9 protein-coding genes and 1 pseudogene are annotated in these 21,222 nt (G+C 71.5%); 9 read left to right on the top strand and 1 reads right to left on the bottom strand.

What is annotated here, in order from left to right:
• Window positions 1–13: 13 nt before the first annotated feature.
• Complete coding sequence (gene eccCa, locus ACIBLC_RS32045; RefSeq protein WP_399214923.1) at window positions 14–3,955, bottom strand: type VII secretion protein EccCa; 3,942 nt, start codon at window positions 3,953–3,955, stop codon at window positions 14–16.
• A 289-nt stretch (window positions 3,956–4,244) separates the two neighbouring features.
• Between eccCa and eccD the strand changes: the two genes are divergently transcribed.
• From eccD to ACIBLC_RS32000, 9 genes and pseudogenes are all read left to right on the top strand, one after another.
• Complete coding sequence (eccD, locus tag ACIBLC_RS32040) at window positions 4,245–5,645, top strand: type VII secretion integral membrane protein EccD (protein WP_399214842.1); 1,401 nt, start codon at window positions 4,245–4,247, stop codon at window positions 5,643–5,645.
• A gap of 98 nt (window positions 5,646–5,743) precedes the next feature.
• Entirely contained in the window at window positions 5,744–7,339 is a 1,596-nt protein-coding gene (gene eccB / locus ACIBLC_RS32035; RefSeq protein WP_399214841.1) for a type VII secretion protein EccB, read from the top strand.
• Between the two features lie 113 nt (window positions 7,340–7,452).
• Window positions 7,453–7,791 carry a hypothetical protein gene (locus ACIBLC_RS32030; RefSeq protein ID WP_399214840.1) on the top strand — a complete coding sequence of 113 codons (339 nt, stop codon included), beginning with the start codon at window positions 7,453–7,455 and terminating at the stop codon, window positions 7,789–7,791.
• Window positions 7,792–7,852: 61 nt separating this feature from the next.
• Window positions 7,853–8,176: a WXG100 family type VII secretion target gene (locus ACIBLC_RS32025; RefSeq protein ID WP_399214839.1), complete on the top strand. Its 324-nt coding sequence runs from the start codon at window positions 7,853–7,855 to the stop codon at window positions 8,174–8,176.
• A gap of 160 nt (window positions 8,177–8,336) precedes the next feature.
• The gene (locus ACIBLC_RS32020) at window positions 8,337–8,780 is read left to right on the top strand and encodes a type VII secretion system-associated protein (RefSeq protein WP_399214838.1); all 444 of its coding nucleotides are present in this window, start codon (window positions 8,337–8,339) and stop codon (window positions 8,778–8,780) included.
• A 75-nt stretch (window positions 8,781–8,855) separates the two neighbouring features.
• The gene (locus ACIBLC_RS32015) at window positions 8,856–11,474 is read left to right on the top strand and encodes an AAWKG family protein (protein ID WP_399214837.1); all 2,619 of its coding nucleotides are present in this window, start codon (window positions 8,856–8,858) and stop codon (window positions 11,472–11,474) included.
• Between the two features lie 34 nt (window positions 11,475–11,508).
• Window positions 11,509–11,967: a YbaB/EbfC family nucleoid-associated protein gene (locus ACIBLC_RS32010; RefSeq protein ID WP_399214836.1), complete on the top strand. Its 459-nt coding sequence runs from the start codon at window positions 11,509–11,511 to the stop codon at window positions 11,965–11,967.
• Between the two features lie 6 nt (window positions 11,968–11,973).
• Window positions 11,974–12,309 (top strand): hypothetical protein, encoded by a 336-nt coding sequence (locus ACIBLC_RS32005; protein ID WP_399214835.1) that lies wholly within the window; start codon window positions 11,974–11,976, stop codon window positions 12,307–12,309.
• Between the two features lie 7 nt (window positions 12,310–12,316).
• Window positions 12,317–21,222, top strand: a pseudogene (locus ACIBLC_RS32000) (hypothetical protein); the annotation flags it as partial.

Below are 21,222 nucleotides of genomic sequence, written 5' to 3'. Positions count from 1 at the left end.
GGACCTGTCTCCGTCAGGCGCTCTCCCCTCCCGCGGAGGAATCCGGCGCCTCTGCCAGTGCCGTCTGGATCAGGGTCGCCTTGCGCCGGGCGACGTACTGCGCACGGCCCGCCGGCAGGTTGCGCGGCTTGATGTTGCCGAAGACATACCCCTCCGACGGCGGGCAGGACAGCAGCACGCCCGGGGTGTTGGCCTCGTCGAGGCGGCGCAGCAGCTGGTCGTTGAGGCCGCGGCCGGCGCCGGTGGCGGAGCGGACCGCGATGACGTGCAGGCCCAGTTCGTGCCCCAGGGCCAGGTGGTCGAAGAGCGGGGCGAAGGGGTGGTCGAAGTTGTTGCTGCCGACCACCATGTCGTAGTCGTCGACCAGCACGAACAGCCGGGGCCCCTGCCACCAGTCGGCGAGACGCATCCGGGCGGGGGTGATGTCCGGCCCCGGCAGCCGGGTCTTGAGCGCCCGCGCCGAGCCGCCGACGAGTTCCTTGAGGGCGTCGAGGGAGACGGCGTGCCCGAGTTGGTACTCCGGTGGGACGGCGTCCACGAGTTCACGCCGGTAGTCGACGACCAGGATCCGCGCCTCGGTCGGACCGTAGCGGGCGGTGACCGCCTGGGCGACGAGCCGCAGCAGGTTGGTCTTGCCGCTCTCGGTGTCGCCGACAGCCACCAGGTGCGGGGTACGGCTGAAGTCGTGCCAGACCGTGGAGAGTTTCTCCTCGTCCTGGCCCAGCGGCAGCCGTAGCCCGTCGCCCAGCTCCGGGGCGGGCAGCGTCGAGGCCGGCAGCCGGTGCGGCAGCATCCGGACGGCGGGCGCGGGCTCACCCGGCCAGTGCTCGGCGATCCTCTCCACCAGGGCGGTGACGCCGTCGCCGAGGTCCTCGGTGGTGTTGACGCCGTCGAGACGGGGCAGCGCGGTCAGGAAGTGGAGCTTGCCGTCGATCGTGAGTCCGCGTCCCGGCAGCCGGGGCACGACGGCGGCCTTGCGCACGTCCACCACGGAGTCCATGGGGTCGCCGAGCCGCAACTCCAGCCGGGTCGCGCTCTGGTCACGGACCTGCGCGCTCAGTTCCACCCAGCGGGTGGTGGTGACGACCAGGTGGATGCCGTAGTTGAGGCCGCCGGTGGCGAGCTGGTTGAACGTGGGCAGCAGATGGTCGAAGTTCTGCTTGACCTGTGCCCAGCCGTCCACCACGAGGAAGACGTCCCCGTGTGCCTCGTCGGCGAACTCCCCGGCCGCGCGCCGACGCCGGTAGGTGGCCATGGAGTCGATCCCGTGGTCGAGGAAGAACTGCTCGCGGTGGTTGAGCACGGTGGTGACCTCGGCCACCGTACGGCTGATCCGCTCACTGTCGAGCCGGGAGGCGACCCCGCCGACATGCGGCATCCCGGAGAGCGAGGAGAGGGTGCCGCCGCCGAAGTCGAGGCAGTAGAACTGCACTTCGGCCGGGGTGTGGGTGAGGGCCAGGGAGGCGAGGAGAGCGCGCAGCACGGTGGACTTGCCGCTCTGCGAGCCGCCGGCGATCGCGACGTGACCGCCGCCCGCGGACAGGTCGAGCACCAACGGCTCGCGTCGCTGGTCGAAGGGCTTGTCGACCAGGCCGACGGGGACCCGGAGCCGTCCGGTACCGGGCCAGCGGGTGGCGCTCAGGCCGCGGTCGGCGGTGGGCTCGAGGCCGGGGAGCAGGCTGTCCAGGGTGGGCGGTTCGTCGAGCGGCGGCAGCCACACCTGGTGCGCGGCGGGGCCGGAGTCGCGCAGCCGGTCGACGGCCACGGCCAGCAGGCTCTCGGCGGACTCCGTCTCCTCCTCCGGCTCGGGAGCGGGAGCCGTGGAGGCCCGCGGCACCACCCAGCCGGCCGTCCAGGGCACGACCTGGACGGCGACCCGGGCCTGGACGGCGGCACCGCGGCGGTGCCGGTAGGGACCCGAGACGTACGCGGCGCGGAACCGGGTCAGCGCCTCCACCCCGCTCTTGAGGTAGCCGGCGCCGGGCTGCGAGGGCAGTTGGTAGGCGTCGGGGACACCGAGCACCCCGCGGCTCTCCATGGCCGAGAAGGTGCGCAGGCCGATCCGGTAGGACAGATGGCTCTCCAACTGGTGCATGCGCCCTTCGTCCAGGCGCTGGGAGGCGAGCAGCAGGTGCACTCCCAGCGACCGGCCGAGGCGGCCGATCATCACGAAGAGGTCCATGAACTCCCGGTGTGCGGCGAGGAGTTCGCTGAACTCGTCGACCACGACGAAGAGGCTGGGAAGGGGCGCCAGCGGGGTGCCGGAGGCGCGGGCCTTCTCGTACTCCAGGGCGGAGGTGTAGTTGCCGGCCGACCGCAGCAGTTCCTGGCGTCGGATGAGTTCACCGTGCAGGGCGTCCTGCATGCGTTCCACGAGGGCGACTTCGTCCGCGAGGTTGGTGATGACGGCGGAGGTGTGCGGGAGTTCGTCCAGGCCGAGGAAGGTCGCGCCGCCCTTGAAGTCGACCAGGATGAAGTTCAGCGTCTCGGAGGAGTTGGTGAGGGCCAGTCCGAGGACCAGGGTGCGCAGCAGTTCGCTCTTGCCGGAGCCGGTGGCACCGATGAGCATGCCGTGCGGGCCCATGCCGCCCTGTGCGGACTCCTTGATGTCGAGTTCCACGGGTCGGCCGTCGGCACCGACCGCCACGGGGACCCGCAGCCGGGCGGCCCCCACATGGCGCTTCCAGAGGGTGTCGGGAGCGTGCCGGTAGAGGTCGGGGATGCCGAGCAGGGTGGTCAACTGCACGTCGGCGCTGAGGGGTTCGGCGACATCCGCGGTCAGGCTCATGCGGTACGGGGCGAGCAGCCGGGCCAGTGCCTCGGCCGCGACGGGCCCGACCTGGTCGGGGCGGCCGAGGAGGGTGGTCTGTTCCTTGCGGCTGCGGTCGGTGCGCACCAGGCGGACGGACGCCGGAGTCACGTCGAGCCGCAGGGTGGTGCGGCCGGGGCGCCAGGCGAAGGCTCCGGAGAGGTCCAGCACGACGGTGTTGCGGAAGCCGGGGCCGTCCAGGCGGTGACCGGCGGGCACGGTGACGCCGTCGACCACGATCACGGTGTAGGGCTCGTCCCGGCCCGGCACCGCGTCCGGGTCGAAGACCGGGCGCTCGGTGAACTCGGCGCCCAGCAGGTCCTCCAGGTCGTTGAAGGTGCCGGCCACCATGCGGGCCGCGCCGGCGCCGTCCTGCTCCTGCGGATGCAGGTTGTGCGGCAGCCACTTGACCCATTCCCAGTCCGCGCGCCGCTCGTCCGAGACGCACAGCGCGATCCACAGTTCCTCCGGCGGGTGGAACACGGCGAGCTGGCACAGTGCCGCGCGGACCATGGCGCGGGTGGCGGGCTCGTCGCCACGGGTCAGCACCCGTGACCAGGACCGCAGGTAGAGCGCGATGGGCTGGCCGGGCACGGTGCTGTAGGCACGGATGAAGCGGCGCAGGGCGTGCGCGCTGAGCGGCTCCAGGTCCTCGACGGGTTTGGTGGACAGCGGATTGAGCCGCATGGCGAACTGCTGGTCGCCGACGGCTATCCGGACCTCGCCGAAGTCCTCGTCCTTGGTCCGCCGCTCCCACAGCCGGGTGGTGCGGACCATCGCGCGCAGCGTCCGGGGGTGCGGATGGCGCCAGGCGAGGGCCAGTTGCTGTTCGACGACGGCCCGGTGGACCTGGCGCCTGATCTGGGTGAGATAGCGCAGATAGTCCCGGCGTTCTGCACGCAGCCGCTGCTTGCGTTCGCCGGCCTTGCGCATGACCTGGCCGACCATCATGGCCCCGGAGGCCAGCACCATCATGCCCAGCGCGATGTAGGTGAAGGAGCTGTTGCCGCCGCCCGGCCTGATGAAGATCAGCATCATGGACACGGACATCATGGCCATCGGCAGGTACGTCCACACCGCGGAGCTGTCCGGCACGGTCTCCGGGAGCGTCGGGGGTTCCTGCAGGCTCAGCTCGCCCTCGGGCATGTCGGGGCCGCGGCGACGGGCCGGCCTGCGGAAGAGAACCACACTCAACGCAACTGCTCCTTAGAAGGATCGGGATTCCGCGCCGCACAACGGGGCGCCGATCCCCCGGCGTTGTGGCACGCCGACGGTAGGGGGCCCATAATCCTGTTCGACTGACGATCAGTAGTCTGCATGGCGACGACACGTACGTCCAAGCAGGCACTGAACGAACTCCCGTCGACACCGCACCAGTTCGGTGACCGACCTCCGGCCCCACCCGGCCCGTACTCATGGAGACGTGAGACCCACGATGACCGACAGCTCCGTTGCGGGCCTCTGCCGCCTCACGGTCCGAGCACCGGCCAGGACCATCGACCTGGCTGTGCCCTCCGACGTGCCCGTGGCCGATCTGCTGCCCACCGTCCTGCACTACGCGGGCGAGGAGGTCGAGGAGAACGGCCTGGAGCACGACGGGTGGGTGCTGCAACGCCTCGGCGGGGCCGCGCTGGACGACGAGAGCACCCTGGCCGCGGTGGACCTCAAGGACGGCGAGGTCCTGTACCTGCGTCCGCACACCGAGTCCCTGCCGGAGGTACGGCTCGACGATCTGGTGGACGGCATGGCGACGGTGACGCGGGACCGGCTGCACAGCTGGGACGCCGCGGCCGGCCGGCGGCTGCTGCTCGGCCTGGCGGTGGCCGCCCTGACGCTGGGCCTGGCGGTACTGGCCTGGCCCGGCGGTCCGGCAGGACCGCGGATCGCCACCGCCGGTGCGGCGGGCCTGCTGCTGCTCGCCGGGGCCGCCTCCGCGAGCCGCGCGGTGGGCGACGCGGCGGCCGCTGCCGCGCTCGGCTTCATGGCCGGACCGTTCCTGGCCCTGGCCGGCTGGCTGCAGCCGGGCGGCGAGATCGCGGGCCCCCAGGCCCACCAGGTGCTGGGCGCCCGGCTGCTGGCCGCCGCGGCCGCCTGCGCGGGCGGGGCGGTGCTCGCCCTCGCCCTGACCGCCGTACGCACGCCGTTGTTCGTGGCCTCGGCGCTGGTGGCGCTCGCCGGGGTGCTGGCGGGCGTTCTGATGAGCCTGTTCGACCTGAGTGTGGACGGTGCGGCGGCAGCTGTGGCCTCGCTGGCCGTGCTGCTGGGCGGCTTCGTGCCCGCCCTGTCCTTCCGGCTGGCCGGTATGCGCATGCCGGCCCTGCCGACCAACCCGCAGCAGCTCCAGGAGGGCATCGAGCCCTACAACGGCGCGGACGTGACGACCCGTACGGAGCTGGCCAGCGGCTGGATGACCGGCCTCTACGCCGCCTCCGGCATCCTGTGCGCGGGCTGCCTGGTGCCACTGGCCCGCAACCCGGTGCTCCCGGAGGTGCTGACCGCCGCGGTGCTCGCCCTGCTCCTGCTGGTGCACGGCCGGGGCATGGTCAACGTGTGGCAGCGGCTGGCGCTGGTCCTGCCCGGCGTCTGGGGGGTGACGCTGCTGGTGTTCGCCCTGACGTCCGACACCGCGGCGGCCGACCGGCCCCTGGTGGTGGGCGGGCTGCTGGCGTCGGCCACCGTACTGGCCATCGCCTCCTGGACGGTTCCCGGCCGGCGGATGCTGCCCTACTGGGGCAGGGCGGCGGAGCTGATGCAGTCGCTGCTGGCGATCGCCCTGCTGCCGCTGACGCTCTGGGTGCTCGGCGTCTTCGCCGCGCTGCGCGCCATCAACGGCTGACCCGGGCGACAGGAAACGACGTGCAGGACCACTTCGACGCGAACGGCCCCGCGCTGCGGGGGCCGGTGCGGACCGGCTGACCGGAAGGACCGCGGTTCATGCAATCCAAGCGCGACCAGGTGCAGGCGCATGCCTTCGTCATGGGCCGCCTCACCTCGGGCATGCTGCTCGCCGACCCGGACGCCCCCGAGAGCCCGTTGGGGCGTACCACTCGCGGGGCGGGCATCGGGGTGGTGATCGCGGTGCTGATCTCCGCGGGGGCGGTGGTGTTCGGGCTGATCTCGCCGGGCGGCAACGACTCGTGGCGCAGCGGGAAGAACCTGATCGTCAACCGGGACACCGGGGCGCGTTACCTCTATCTCGACGGACGGCTGCGCCCGGTGCGCAACTACTCCTCCGCGCTGCTCATCGGTGGTGCGGACCTGGAGACCACGGACGTGGGGACGGCCTCGCTGCGGGACACCCCGGTGGGTGCCGCGGTCGGCATCCCGGGAGCGCCGGACGGCGTCCCCTCTTCGGGCGACCTGGAGTCGGACACGTGGGCGGTCTGTTCGGCGACGGCCACGGCGGCCGACGACGCCGGGAGCGGCGTAGCGGCGACGCGGGCGGTGACCGCGGTGGCGGCGGGTGTGCCCCTGGAGTCGACCGCGCTGGGGGCCGACGAGGCAGTGCTGGTGAGCGGTCCGGACAAGAAGAAGTACCTGATCTGGCAGGGCAGTCGGCTGCCGCTCGACACCAGATCCGGGGCGTTGCTCTCCCTGGGCTACAGCGCGGTGACACCCCGTCAGGTGTCGGCCGCGTTCCTGGACGCGTTCGTGCCCGGTCCCGCCCTGGCGCCGCCGTCGGTGACGGGTCTGGGGGCGAAGGGTCCCTCGCTGGGCGGCACGGCGACCAGGATCGGCCAGGTCTTCCAGGTGACGGTGCCGGGCGGTACGACGACAGGCTCGGGTGAACCGGCCGACGCCCAGTACTTCCTGCTGCGGGACTCCGGCCTGGTCCCGGTGACCTCGACCGCTGTGGCGCTGCTGCTCGGCGATCCCACCGTACGGTCGAAGGCGTACGACGGTGCCTCGCCGACGGCGCTGTCCATCGGGGCGGACCTGCTCAAGGACCACCAGGCGCCGGGCACCACCGGCCGTGACCCGTCGGTGGCCGGACTGCCGGACAGCCCGCCCCGGGCGGCCCGGGTGCCCGACGGCCGGGCGGCCTGCGCACGGGTACAGCCCGGCGACGACGGCGTCCGGATCAGTTCGGTGCTGGTGTCCACCGGCGCGCTGGGCCCGGTCGCCGAGCACAGCGGTGACGCGGTGGTGGAAGCCTGCCTGCCGGTGGACGCGGTGGTGGTCCGGCCCGGTCACGGTGTGCTGGCGCGGGCGCTCGGCGCGGGCGGTGGGACGGTCGGCGCCACCACCTACTTCGTGGCAGACGACGGAGTGAAGTACCGGATCGGTTCGAAGGAAGCGCTCACGGCGCTCGGGTGGGCGGAGTCCGACGTGCGGGGGCTGCCGTCCCCGTTGCTGGCGATGCTGCCGACCGGCCCGGACCTGAGCCCGGAGGCGGCGACCGGCGTCGTGCCCGTGTCGACGGCGCGGGCCTGCGCGGGCGACTCCGGCGGCGCCCCGGACGGGCCCGGCGCGCAGATCGGGACGTCCGCCGCCGGGGGCGTCAAGTTGCAGCCACGTAAAGAAAGTTGACGATTCGCCAATACGTCGGCGCACTGATCGCGCCGCATTGCACCCTTCTCTCCGGCGTGCCTAGGCTCACCGGCGCCACAGTTGTATCAGCACCCCGATCGAAAGGCGGAACCATGGCAGGAACCGGTCAGCAGTCGAACGAGCAGGCGACCCGGAACGGGATCCAGGCCCTGGAGAGCGCCTTCAGCGGCATCCTGAAATCCCGGCAGGACGTGGACAACACCCGCGCCGGCCTGTCCTCGGGCTACCAGGGCAGCGACGGCGGCCAGTTCGGAGGCCTCCTCAAGCAGTGGGACGAGCAGTGCGACGGCATCCTGCGCAGTCTCGAGGACATGGTCGACAAGCTGAACCAGAGCCTCAGCCAGCACGGCAGGACACAGGGATCCTCGAACGAGGCGATCAACTCGGCCTACAACCAGTCGCAGGCCGCCTACGACCAGCTCACCGGCTGAGCGAGCCGCTTCCCGGAGTCCGGACCCCCACCCCGCAGTCCCCACCGAGCAGGAGGACCCCATGCCCGACAATCTGACCGACGGTTACATCTACGTCGACTACAACCACATGAACAACGCCGCCGACGACATGGTCCACCAGACCAAGGCGATAGCGAACACGCTGGCGTCGCTGGAGGCGGAGCTGAACGAGCTGGTCAAGTCCTGGTACGGCGACGACGCCAACATGTACCGCGACAAGCAGGCGGCGTGGGGCCAGGCGGTGAAGAACATGGAGAACCTGCTGACCTCGCACTCCACCCTGCTGACGGACATCTCCGACAACTACCGCTACAGCGAGAACTCGCTCTCCCAGATGTGGTCCGAGGTACGCATCGGCCGCTGACCGCGGACCGTCGCGGTACAAAGCCTCCCGGTGAACCGGGGAGACGGCCACCGGGGCACCGCCCGTCCGGTTCCCGTACCACCCCGCGCCTCCTCCCCGGCCTCTCCCGGCCTCCCTCTCCCAGCCCCCTCGCCGACCGAGCACCCACGAGGACCACGCCATGGCGGACCTGACCCATCTGAACGGACAGAAACTCAAGCAGTTCCGTGAGCACGATCTGGCGACGTTCATCACCGACCTGAAGAACATCGTCAAGGACGACCCGAACGGGGTCCTCGCACTGCACAGCATTGTCAGGGGCACGATCCCCTCGCAGTTCATCGGGGAGAACCCGGTGCTCGGCATCGGCCTGATGACGGGCGACGACACGGTGTACGGCAAGACGCTGGTGGATGTCGCGCTCAAGTCGGCGAAGTCGATCGACGACGTCCTCGGCGACCAGGGTCTCCTCTTCGGCGACATCGACGACAGCCTGGAGACCACCATCACCACGCTGCTGAACACCCAGGGCGCCTCCCTGGAGAACATCAGCGGGTCGAGCTTCCTGGACGTCTGGTCCGGGGTCGACGAAGACCTCGAAGGGTCGTCGGAGTCCGACGACTGAGCCACGGCCTCCCGCGGCACCGCACCGTCCGTACCGTCCCTGTGTCCGCCCACCTCCACGCAGCGGAGTCCCGTCATGCCAGTCACCTCCGATCCCGGCGACTACTGGGGTCAGGCGGTCACCCTCTACACCGGGTACAACGTCCCCAGTCGCAAGAAGCTGTTCGACACCCTCAAGAGCAGCGAGGGCGTACCGCTGATGCGTCTGGGCTTCGAGGTCCTGGCGTCGACCGAGCTGACCGTGGACAACTTCACCGCCCTGGTGGGCTGGCACACCCAGCACGGTGAGGACTACGACCTGGCGTTCGTCGAGGCGGGCGGCAACGGTGCGCACGACGGCGGCACCCTGTACCAGGCGACCATCGTCTTCATCGGCATACCCACCACCGACGGCACGGGACGGCTGCTCGAAGCGGGCGAGCTCTGGAGCGCCGGAAAGTTCACCGGCGTCCTGGGCAACGAGTGGGACCTGAGCCTGCTCCAGCAGTACCAGAGCGGGGCGAAGGCGGCGATCAACGCTCTGCGCGCCGACCACACCACCCGGGGCTTCGAGTTCAGCGGCCTGAGCGTCCAGGACACCGAGGCCGTCGACGCCGACTCCTTCGGGCGCACCGCGCAGGCCTACGACCGGGCGATGAAGTTCTTCGAGGACCACGCGGCGACCCTGAAGCAGTGGGAGACGTCTCTCGGGGAGGAGAACGCCGCCTGGCGCGGCCAGGCCGCCGGCCTCTTCTGGCAGTTGGTCCATCAGCTGAACAAGAACTACGACAGCTACGTCGACCAGCTCACCGCGGAGAGCACGACGACCGCGGCCATGCTGAACGGTCATGTGCCGAAGTCGAAGCTCAGCCAGGCGCTGGCGACCGCCCAGACGGCGCTCATGACGGAGGCCAAGGCGCTCAGCGACGCCTGGGACACCTGGGCCACCAACGGCCGGCACGACCCGCACCGGATCCTGATGGAGGTTCTCCAGGAGGTCTCCGTCTGGGTGCTGAACAACCAGATCAGACACACCCGGGTGACGAGCAACGGGGCGGCGAAGGACTACAACACCGACGCCGGGTTCGTCCAGCACCATCCCACCTACGGAAATCTCCGGGACATGGCCTCCTGGGTGAAGATCGGCGACGAGGCCGTGACCCGGTGGAACAAGCATGTGGAGGACGTCCTCGTCGCCGCGGCCCAGGTCTCGCTCACCACTCTCAAGACGGCGTGGAGCGATGTGTCGGACGCCTTCAGCGAGATCCGCACCAAGGACACCTCGTCGCTGACGGAGTCGTACGAGGACGACCGGCGCCAGATCGCCGAGGACGAGGCGAACCGGCAGCGGGAGGAGTACAACAACGCGCTGAACAACCTCGGCAACAACCTCAACAGCCTGGGCGACGGACTGGGCGACGGACTGAACGACCTCGGCGAGAACCTCGGCAACGGACTGAACGACCTGGGTGACGGACTCGGCGAGAACTTCAACAGCCTCGGGGACGGACTCGGCGACAGCCTCACCGATCTCGGCGACGGGCTGGGCGACAGCTTCAGCAGTCTCGGCGACGGCCTCGGCGACAACCTCAGCAACCTGGGGAACGGGCTCGGGGACGGGCTGGGTGACGGGCTCACCGACACCGGCGTCGGCCTGGGTGCCGGTCTCGGCGGCCTGCTGAACGGCAGCGACGACGGCAACGACAAGACGAAGGGGTCCACGCTCACCAACCCCGACGGCAGCACCACCACACTCAACCCGGACGGCACCCTCACCACCCGCTACCCGGACGGCACCACCCAGCTCCTCGACCCGGAGACGGGGATCGTCAAGACGACGTCCCCCGACGGAACCGTCACCACCGGCGATCTGACCGCCCCCGGCGGGTACGTCAACCCCGACGGCAGCACGACGACGCTCAACCCGGACGGCACCCTCACCACCACGTTCCCCGACGGAACGACGACCACCATCGACCCGGAGACCGGCGCGCTGACCACCCGCGACCCCGACGGCACGGTCACCACGGGGAACATCGGCAGCGGTCTCGGCGACTCCCTGAGCGACCTCGACCTCGCCAACCCCTCCCTGACGCCGACGACGAGCGGCAGCAGCCTGGACCTGGACGGCCTGACGTCGAACCTCGCGTCCAGCAGCGGTCTCGGTGACGGCCTCACGCTGAACGGCGGCACTTCCTCCCTTCTCGACAGCGGCGGATACGGGGACTCCGACTACGACGACGCCAGTTCGGCGGAACTGCTGTCCGGCGGGGCGGTGCGCGCGCCCGGGAGCACCGATCTGTCGGCCGGAACGTCCGGAACCTCCGGCGAGTCGGGCTCGGCGGCCGGCGGCAGCGGCAGTCCGCTGTTCCCGGGCATGGGCGGCATGGGCGGGATGGGGTCGGGGGCCGGCGGCGGCAACGGCAACAACGGGGAACGCGTCCGCAACGTGTTGACCGACGCGGGACCCGCGGCGGCCGGCCGTGGACGTCCGCGGCCCCGCAGGACCGCGGACGAGGACGAGGACGCGGTGGTGACGCGGGGCCGGACCGCGACGACCGGCGCCGCAGGACTCGTCCCGGCAGGCGCAGGTGGTGCCGGCCAGAACGGCCGGTCCACCGAGAGCGGCGACCGGGCCCGCGTCAGCTGGACGGAAGAGGACGAGGACGTGTGGGGAACCGACGAGGGCGGCGCGCCCGCCGTGATCGGCCGGTGAGCGCGTTGCGGGAGACGGCAAGGACGGCACCGGCATGAGCGACATGAAGGAGACCATCGAGCAGCGGCTCGCCCGCGCCATGGCGGACCTGGAGACCACCACGGCCGCGGTGGCGGAGGCGGAGGCGGAACTGAGCCACGCCAGCTGCACGATCCGGTCCCAGGACCGGTCGGTCGAGGTGACCGTCAGCGCGCAGGGCGATCTGACCGACGTGCGTTTCCTGGAGGGCAAGTACCGCAGCATGCCTGCCGGACAGCTGGCCGCCAGTGTGCTGGAGGCCGCTCAGGAGGCGCGGTCGGTCATGGCACGCCGGGTGATGGAGACCTTCGAACCGTTCACCCGGCCGCACGAGTCCGTGCCCGAACTGCCCGGCGTGAACATCGACTGGCACAAGATCTTCGGCCCGGGGGTCCTCGACGGCCCCTCCGGCGGGGACAGCCGCGCCTCGTCGCGCCCTCTGCTCGACGAGATCCACGAGGACCAGGAGGACTGATCAGCCATGAGCGAAGGAAACGCGTACTACGCCGAGCCCGACCGGCTGGTGGCCGGTGTGCGCCAGATCGACCAGATCAGCGCGCTCGCCCACGAGATGCTCCGCGACTTCACCATGGGCCTGAATTCCACGGTGGGCTGGCCCGGCCACGACGACAGCTTCGCCAAGGAGGTGATCCCGCAGGAGAAGCGCGAGCGCACAACGGCGGTGGACACCGGGACCTCGCTGGTGGAGGCGGTGACCGGGGTCGCCGACGGCACCCTGGCCAACCTGGACAACATCCGCACCACCCAGAGCGGGGTGCTCGACTCGATCAACTCGGCCCGCCGCGGAAAGCACTGACACTCCGATGAGCATCATCGTCTCGCCCCAACTCAACAACCTGCTCTTCGTGCTCATCGGCGAGAAGATGCTGCAAGCGGACGAGGACCTGGCGTACCGGAGCCACCAGCCCTACCGGCGGCTCGGCAAGAACGTCCGGGAACTGTCCGATCTGATCGAGCAGTCGGTCTTCGGCGTGGGCCAGGCACTGCCCCCGCAGGTGGGCCGGCAGTACGTCCGTGCCATGCGCCTGTTCGTGGACAACGGCGGGACGAACTACCTGCGGGAGTTCGCCGGGCAGTTGGACGACGTGAGCGACGGCCGGGTCAAGATCTCCATGGACATCATGGAGGCCAAGTGGTCGATCATCGCCGAACTGGTGCGTCTGCTCATCGAGTTGGCCATCATCGCGGCGCTGTCGTTCTTCACCGGCGGCGCCTCGACCAGCCAGACCGCGACCGCCAAGGCCCGCAGCCGGGTGACGATCCTCGCCACCCTGGACCAACTGCTCAAGCGGACGCATCTGCTGCCGAGCCTGTCGGAGGCGTTCGACGAGGCGTTCCAGACCTTCGTGGTCCGGCTCGCCATGATGACCTTGGCCCCGCCCGGCCGCAGGCCCGACAGCTTCGACTGGAAGCAGATCGTCGAGGACGGCTTCTTCGGCGCCGTGACCGGCATGCTCCACGGCGCCTTCGACTCCCTGACCAAGAACCTCGGCAAGGGCTTCCGCAACAGCCTGGACGGGCCGAACGGCAGCCAGTTCGGGAAGAACAACACCAAGAACATCACCGACGACATCACCTCGAAGATCGACAACCCGCCGCCGTCACGGTCCGTCGGTGACCGATTCGTTCGCGAGACCGGCAGCGGCGCCAACGAGTTCCTGGTGGCGGGCGGTGCGGAGGCCGTGGCCGAGATCGTCGTCAACGGCATTCTGCACGACAAGTGGGCGGGCAGTGCGGAGACGTTCATCGGCGCGGGCGTCAGCTCCGTGGTCGGCACGGCACTGTTCGCGGCGGCCGCGAAGTTCGGCGGCGCGTTCGGGTCCGGGTTCGACTTCGGCAGTGTCAACGTCCTGCCGGTCACCGGTGACGACGGTGCCACGACCGGCAAGCGGAACGCCGGGCGGGGCGAGAGCGACGACGACCGCGCACGGGAGTCGGTGCCGACGACGTCCTCCGCGGGCCCGTCCCGGAAGGACACGACCTCCTCGGTCACCACCCCCCGCAGCCTCGGCACCGACCTGGACGGCGAACTCGGCGGCGTGGGCTCGCTCGGCGGGGGTGGCACCGGCACGGTCCCCACCTCGTCCTCCAGCCCCGTGCCCTCGACGTCCGGCAGCGGTACGCCGCAGAGTGGCAGCGGGCGGCCGGGTGCGGCCAACGGCACCCTCCAGCGGGGCGACGACTCCGACGCCGTACAGGAGGATCCGGCGGCCTCCGGTACGGACGAAGGCGCCGACGAAGGTGCGGACGAGACCGCCCCGACGGAGGGGACTACCGGGCGGGACACCGGCGCCGACTCCGGACGGCAATCCGGTGGCACCCAGGAGTCCGCATCCCCGGGGCAGGACGGGGAGAGCTCCGCGGGGAGGGACGGGGCGATACCCACCGTCGGTACGGCTGGTGCTCCACCCGGCCTCGCCCCTGCTGCCGGCGCGCCCGGCGGCACCGGCTCGGCCCCGGGGCAGGGCAGTTCGCCGAGTGGTACGGCCTCGCCGCAGCGCGCGAACAAGGGCATGGCGGACACCACCGACACCGAGTCGGCAGCAGGCTCCACGCCCGAGTCCTCCGCCGAGTCCTCCCCCGAGTCCTCTGTCCGGCCCGGGACTTCGTCCACGGCGACGTCCCCGTCGGAAAGCATTGCGGGCCACACGGGCGGCGACGCGGACGGCGGCACGGACGGCGGCACGGGCGTCAGCGCGGACGTCGCTCGGGACACCGAGGCCGGGCCGGTCACCGCTCCGCCGACGATCGGTACCGAGGGCCGGGACACGGCGCGTTCGCCCTTGCCCTCGCCGGAACCGCCCCGGACCACCCCGAACCCGCCGCGCCCCGGCGCCGAAAAGCGCCGCTCCAGCACCGACGGCGACCCCGGCGAGGACTCCGCCCCTACGCCCGTTCGGACACGGTCCGAAACGGCCACGCCCGACGGACCGCCTGCCCCGGACCCGGTCACCGCGGCCCCCAGGACAGGGAGTTCACCGACCACGTCGGAGAACGCCACGGCCCCGGACACCGTGGCGTCCCCGCCGCCGACGACATCCGGCACCGCCGCCATGGACCCGGTGACGACGTCCTCGTCGTTCGCTGCGCCGACGCCCATCGCGACCGGATACACACCGGACAAGTCCGGGGCGCCGGTGACCCCGCAGACAGTGCGGTCCGAGCCGACGGAGCCCGACCCGGCCATCCCCACCACCACGGCGTCCATACCGACGGAACTCGCCCCGGCGATCCCCGTACCGACGAAGTCCGCTGCGGAGCGGCCCGGTTGGGATGCCGCACGGTCCGCCGTACCGGCCGTCACCCGCAGTCACACCTGGACGGACCCGGTCTCCACGCCCACGACCGCGGACGGCCTGCTTACCCGCTACACCGTCGACTCCTCGTTCGATGTCCGCCGGTTCACCCATGACGGCGAGGCGGTCGTGGACCTCACCGTCGAGATCGCCCTCACCGGCGACGGACCGGTCACCGACGCCGACCGCCGGGCCCTGTGGGACCGGATGGCGGCCGGGGTGCGGCAGACGTTCAATGATCCGGGGCACCGGCTTGCCACCGGAGAGCGTCTGCACGTCACCGTCGTGCCCGCGGTCGTCGGCCGACAGCCGCATCTGACCGTGGAGTTGACGGGCTCCCGCTCCGGGCCGCGCACCTCGCACCACACGTGGCGCTCCGACGCCTCCGCACAGGACCTCGCCCACGAGATCGGCCACCAGCTCGGTCTGCGCGACGAGAACCGGGACGCCACCGCGCCGCAGCGCCCCCAGATCGACGGCAGCCTGATGGGCACCTACCAGCGCCCTGTCACCGAGGACGTCTCGCGGTACATCTCCGAGGAACAGCAGGGCAGTTACGCCCAGGGCGGTCTGCGCCCCCGCCATCTCTCCCTGCTCGGCACTCTTGTCGGCGGCCCCGAGGATCCCGTCGGGTCGATGCCCCGGGGCATCCGGTCCGAGGGCGCCGACCCGCTCGCGCCGTTCGCCCCGTCGTCGTACGTCCGGAACTACGGCAGTCGACGCGACGGCAACGTGGGACTGGTGCAGGTGGAACCGCTGCCGCCGCGGATCGTCGAAGGCCTGCACCAGCACGTGCTGAACCTGCTGGGCATTCCGGCGGAACAGCAGGCGACGCACCCCGTGCGGGAGCAGTTGCGCCGCGAGCTCGGCGGCGAGCAACTGGTGCTCAACCTGCCCTATCTGCTCAGCAGCATGGGGCACCGCGTCACCGTGGACATCGACGGCCGGCGGCGGACCGTCGACGTACGGCTGTCCCTGCACGATCCGGTGTCCTCGCCCCGCCAGGGCACGCGTGACCCCTCGGACCCGGACGTGCGCGTCGAACGGCGCGGGGTCGGCACCCAGGAGTCGGGTGACACGGAGTCCTCGGGAAACGTCCGGACGATGTCGGTGCCCTGGTCGGCGTCGTTGCCGATCCCCGCCGCCGGGCCGGTGCGTGGGGTGGACTTCGGCCCGGCGCTGGCTCTGACGCACAATCAGTTGTCGCTGTCGACGTCGGTCACCCAGACCGTGCAGACGACGACGGCCCAGCGAAGCAACGAGCTGTCGCACGCCTTCAGTTACGGATCGCGCTGGCAGGCGCGGATCGACACCCCCCGCATGGCGCCGACGGACAACTGGGGTCCCGCGTCCGAACTCGGGCCGGTCACCGTCTGGTTCCCGGAGCACCTGGCCGCTGAGCGGCAGGCCGGCGACGAGCCGCTGCCGGAACCCGCCGGGCTGGACGACCTGCCGGTATGGGGCGTGGACACCGTCAAGGAGCCGCACCAGCTCCTCGAAATGGTGCACAGCGCCTTCCACGACGATCTCTCCACCCTCTCCGACTCGTCCGCGGAGGCGCTGGAGGCGTTCCTCTCCGAGCCGGTGCTGCGCGGCACGCTGCCCATGCAACGGTCGGGCGGCATCTTCTCGCCGCTGCTGCTGGACTCGCGCGGGCGGGTGATCGGCATGCTGAAAGTGACCACGGAGGTCACCCCGGGCACGCCCACGCACCAGAGCCAGGACACCAAGGTCAACCTGGAGAGTCATCTCGTCAACACCGTCAAGGTGGACGGGCAGGCGAAGGTCACCAACTCCGTGGGGATCGACCTCGGCGTGGGACCGGCCTTCACCGGCAGCCGCGGCGTGGGACATCCCGACGCCGCCGGCAAGGTCGCGGGATCCTTCATGGGCAAGGGCGGGGTCCGTTGGCAGACCAGTGACACCCTCAACAGCGGGGGCAGCGCGTCCGTCCTGCACGCCCTGCGCAGCAACCGCAGCCACCTGCTCACTCCCGCGGAAGTGCGGCACTCCGTCACCCTCGTGCGCCCCGGCGGCGGGGAAAGCACGCGGGACTTCGGACCCTGGGACGAGGGCATGCAGCTGCGCCTGCTGGCCAAGCCCGACGCTGCGGGCAAGGTTCCGGAGGCCGATGAACTCCGTTCTCTGCCACCGGAGTTGGAGCATCTCCAGAGCATCGGCATCACCGCGGCCCCGCTGGCCATGGACGGCCCGCAGCAGCTTTTCGCCCACGCCGAGGTCTGGTTGCGGGCGAACGGGTTCCTGCCGGGGTCCACGACCACGACGAGCCGCAGCACGGTGCTGCCCGACGAAGCTCTGATGCAGGCCCAGTTGAACAACCTGCGCCGATTCGAGCAGGCTCGCTCGGACGTCGGGCTGCGGGCCGCGGCCGACGCGATGGTCGACGGCGGGCATGCCCTGTGGATGGACAAGCCCACCCCGACCGGGACCCGTCGTATCCGGCTGAACCTGAGCGCCTCCCGTGACACGACGCCGCAGCCGGTTCCCGGAGCCCTCGGCCCGGCCACGGCACCGGCGCGGCCCGCGGGCCCGCCGCCCGCGCGGCACGTGCGCACCCTGCCCGCCGTCCAGCACATCGGGCTGACCTCCTTCGGCATGAGCGGCACGGAGCAGCAGTCCTCCGGCTACGGCTGGGCGGCCGGTTTCGGCGGCGGCGTCAGCGGCCCCGTGGGCCCCTTCACCGGCGGTTCGGGCACCCTCGGCACGGCCGCCGACTACCTCTACGCGAGTCAGATCTCCCACACCGGCACTGTCGGTGCGGGGCTCAACCACGACCAGCTCTTCATCGGCTCGAACCAGGGCAGCGAGGTCTTCGACATCCCGGCGCGGTTCGCGCTCGACCTGTACGACGGCCCGGGTGCCGAGCCCACCGTCCGCTTCGCCGAGCACACCGCCGCCACCTCGTACGTCGCACCGGGTGAGACCCCGCCCCCGCCCGGTCCGGCGCCGACGGCCGTCACCGGCAGTGTCAGGGTCGCCGTACCTCATCACCGGACCCTCGCGGCCGCCCCGGACCCCGCACCGCGCCCACAGGACGCCCAGATCCGTGAGGTGACCGAGGACGACCGGACGGCGCTGGCCACGACCGGGCTCGACGGGCGCCCGTTGAAGGGGGTGGTCAAGCTCCCGGACGACGCGGTCCTGGACGTGTTCCGCGGCTCGGGCGACCTCCAGGAGGCCGTACGGCAGATAGCGGCGGGCACCTATCCGGGTCGTCCGCAGCCCGGCTGGGCGGCCGGCCTGGGCACCGCCGTCAGCGGTATGAGCCCGGACGTCCTGAAGTCGGCGGCGGCACTGGTGGCGGCGTCCGCGGCGGGTCATAGCGCCACCGACCCGACCACGCTCGCCGCCGAGGTACGGCAGGCGGCCCTCTCCCCGGCGAACCTCACCGCGCGCGGGCACCAGATCTTCAAGGGCAGCTATGTGATCGAGGGAGTCACCCTGCCCGGCCTCGGCGCCGACCAGGAGTACTCCCTGGAGATCAGCGGCGTGTTGCGCAACCCCCGTCTGATACAGAGCGCCAAGCAGTACCTGGAGACCGGTGTCTCCTCCTCCGACACCGCCTCCCAGCAGAAGTCCGTCGCCGGCTCCCATCAGGGCGGGTTGGCCGTGACCGGTACCAGGACACCCGCGGTGGCCGGGACCGCCGATCCCGCCACCGCCCCGCCGAAGCGGCCGGACACCTTCGGGCCGTCCGCGAAGTACGCCTACACCGCGAAGTCGGAGGACTCGGCGACCCTGTCCACCACGACCGCCGTCAACCGCACCGGCACCGAGGCGGGAGACGAACACCGCGTCGGCGCCGACGCGTTGATCCTGATCACCGTGCGCGGCGGCACGCGCAACGTGGTCGGCAACACGCTCGGTCTGGGCAGCGGGGAACCGGTGACCATCGCCGTGGAGCTGCCGCAGGCCGTGCAGTTCCTGATGACGGACGGGCAACTGGCCCGGCATCAGGAGTGGTTCACCGATGTCGAGGGCCTTCCCCGCCCACAGCAGGCGCCGGAGGACCTTCCCCTGCCCGGCCGCTTCGCCCGTACGGGAGAGCCGGGCCTGGCCGGCGTGCTGTCCGTCACCCAGCTCGGCGCTGCGCAGGACTCCCCGGCCGAGGAGGAAACTGGCCCCGCGCCCGCGACGTCCGTCTCCGATCCGGGCGGCCCCGTTCCCGCGGAGTCCGGCGACCGCCAAGCCCCATCGCGGCCGGCGGAGCGCCGGAACCGGCTCTACGACGAACTGACCGCGCTCGTCGAGGCGGAGGCCCCCGGCGTAACCCAGCCGGGGCACTCCGCCTACCTTCCCGGCGTAGCGTCCAGGATCGCCGACTACACCTCACCCACCGGCCTGCGTGCCCTGCCCGGCCGCGGTCCGAGGGGCGTGCAGCGCTTCCACTTCCGGTATCTGGCGAAGGGCGGTGCCCGGCTGGTCGAGGTCACCCTGACCGCGAAACCGCGCGCGGACGCCGAAGAACGGCGCACCATCCGCGGGCGGAACGCCGGGGCGGGCACCGGACTGGAGCAGTATCACGCGCACCAGCCGGCCGGGATCACCACCGGGACGACGGACACCACCCAGCACGGTCTCGCCTTCCACCCCACCACGCGCTATCCGCAGCCGGGCCACGACACCCGTACCGACCGCAGCGGCCCGGCGCTGAGCGCCGCCACCACCCGCGCCCACGGCACGAAGTCCGCCGCCACGGCCGAGGACCGGTTCTGGCTGCGCACCGACAGCGTCGCCGACTTCGACCTCGAGTACGACTACGAGGCCGCGGTCCGTTCCGAGCTGGTCGCGGACTGGCCGCCGAACGTGCTGGGCGGCATGGTGCAGGGCTGGTTCCTGCCGTCGGCCGACGGGACGGACGCGGGATCCGGGGTCACCGGCTGGATCAGCCGTACGCTCGCCGGCCGTCCCGGCCGGTCGGCCGTCGTGCCCGCCCGGGTGACGCTCAGGTTCACCGGCAGCGAGGCCGCCGAGGGCCAGGAGGTGGACCCGCCGCTCGCACCCGAGGTCTCGGAGACCCCGCCGGTCCTGAAGGGCAACCGTTACGCCCCGACCGGGCCGGCCCCCGTCTTCGATTTCAACGCCTGGCCGGAACTGACCACCGCGTTGAACACCGTCGCGCCCGGTCAGAACCGCAGTTGGCGGTCCCTGGAGACATCCACGTCCGCCGAGAGCACCGCCGTCCGGATCGGCGAGCTGATACAGGCGGGCGAGATCAGCCTGGACCACCCGCGCACCGCGTCCGGGCTGACGGACAGCATGCCCGGCGCCTACCCGTTCGAGTCGTCGCCCGGCACCCCGCCGTCCCTGTCCGTCACGCTGCACAACCCGCGCCGGGTCACCGGGGCGTCCGACGTGACCCTAGACCGGCTCCGCGTCAGCGGCATCGTGGGCGGCTCCTCGTCCAACGGTGCCATAACGGGCGGGATCAGCTTCCAGGGCGTCTACAGCCACGACGCCGACAACCAGGCGGCCGGCGGGGCCACGATCCCGGTCCTGGCACGCCAGCCCCAGACGACGGGCAGCACGGCCGGCGCGTCCGGGGGGCGCCGCGAATGGCTGAAGACCGGGACGACGACGGCCCCCACGGACGGTTCGCACGGCACCCGTACCTATGAGTCTCTGGTCGACACCCATCTGACCGTACGGGGGCCGGAGGGGACCCGGCATGTCACCGGCACCGCGACCGTGCGGCTCGCGGAGCGGGACGTCCTCGGCCACGGCATCACCCCGCCCCGTACCCATCCGCAGGTGTACGACCTGGCCTCCATGGTCCGGGTGGGCTCGGACCTGGCGGTCTCGACCGCCGGGGCCGCCGCGGACCTGCGGGACTGGCGCACACATCCTTTGGACGCCCTGCCCGATCTCCTAGCGTCACAGATCGACCCCGCCGACCCGGAGGCCCAGTTGTGGCTGGCGGTCGGCACCGACCCGGCGACCGGGGACGGCACTTCCGCCCGGCCCGATCCGCAGGAGCTGGGCCGTGCCCTGTTCGCCGCGTCCCGGACCGCGGCGACGGCCGAGAAGCCGGTGGAGTTGGTCGTACGGTACGAGGACGGCACGCTCCGGTTCTGGAACTTCGACTCCGCCGGACAGCCTTCGGGACTCGACCAGGACGCGATGGCCGCATGGCAGCGGTTCCACACGGAGGCGTCGGACCTCACCAGGGCGGCACAGGAGGAACAGGAGAACCGCCAGAGGGAGTTCGAGCTCCGGGAGGCGTTGGATCAGCAGGCGGTCGCCCTCGCCGACGCCCTCCACGAGGTCGAACTCGCCCTCGCGGAAACGCGTCCCGCGTCCCGTCAGGACGACACCGGAGCCGGGCCGTCCACGCCACCCCGGATGCGGCTGGACCGCACACCCCGCTTCATCGTCCCCTCCCGCTTCGACGT

The sequence above is a fragment of the Streptomyces sp. NPDC050535 genome (assembly GCF_044457665.1).
Lineage (GTDB): Bacteria > Actinomycetota > Actinomycetes > Streptomycetales > Streptomycetaceae > Streptomyces.
Note: the sequence above shows the minus strand (reverse complement) of the source record. Positions and strands in the feature narration are given on the sequence as shown.

Excerpts from the sequence above, each read along its gene's own strand:
- ACIBLC_RS32025 (WP_399214839.1), top strand. The coding sequence starts at position 7,853 with ATGCCCGACAATCTGACCGACGGTTACATCTACGTCGACTACAACCAC.
- ACIBLC_RS32015 (WP_399214837.1), top strand. The coding sequence starts at position 8,856 with ATGCCAGTCACCTCCGATCCCGGCGACTACTGGGGTCAGGCGGTCACC.
- ACIBLC_RS32020 (WP_399214838.1), top strand. The coding sequence starts at position 8,337 with ATGGCGGACCTGACCCATCTGAACGGACAGAAACTCAAGCAGTTCCGT.
- ACIBLC_RS32010 (WP_399214836.1), top strand. The coding sequence starts at position 11,509 with ATGAGCGACATGAAGGAGACCATCGAGCAGCGGCTCGCCCGCGCCATG.
- eccD (WP_399214842.1), top strand. The coding sequence starts at position 4,245 with ATGACCGACAGCTCCGTTGCGGGCCTCTGCCGCCTCACGGTCCGAGCA.
- ACIBLC_RS32030 (WP_399214840.1), top strand. The coding sequence starts at position 7,453 with ATGGCAGGAACCGGTCAGCAGTCGAACGAGCAGGCGACCCGGAACGGG.
- ACIBLC_RS32005 (WP_399214835.1), top strand. The coding sequence starts at position 11,974 with ATGAGCGAAGGAAACGCGTACTACGCCGAGCCCGACCGGCTGGTGGCC.
- eccCa (WP_399214923.1), bottom strand. The coding sequence starts at position 3,955 with ATGCCCGAGGGCGAGCTGAGCCTGCAGGAACCCCCGACGCTCCCGGAG.
- eccB (WP_399214841.1), top strand. The coding sequence starts at position 5,744 with ATGCAATCCAAGCGCGACCAGGTGCAGGCGCATGCCTTCGTCATGGGC.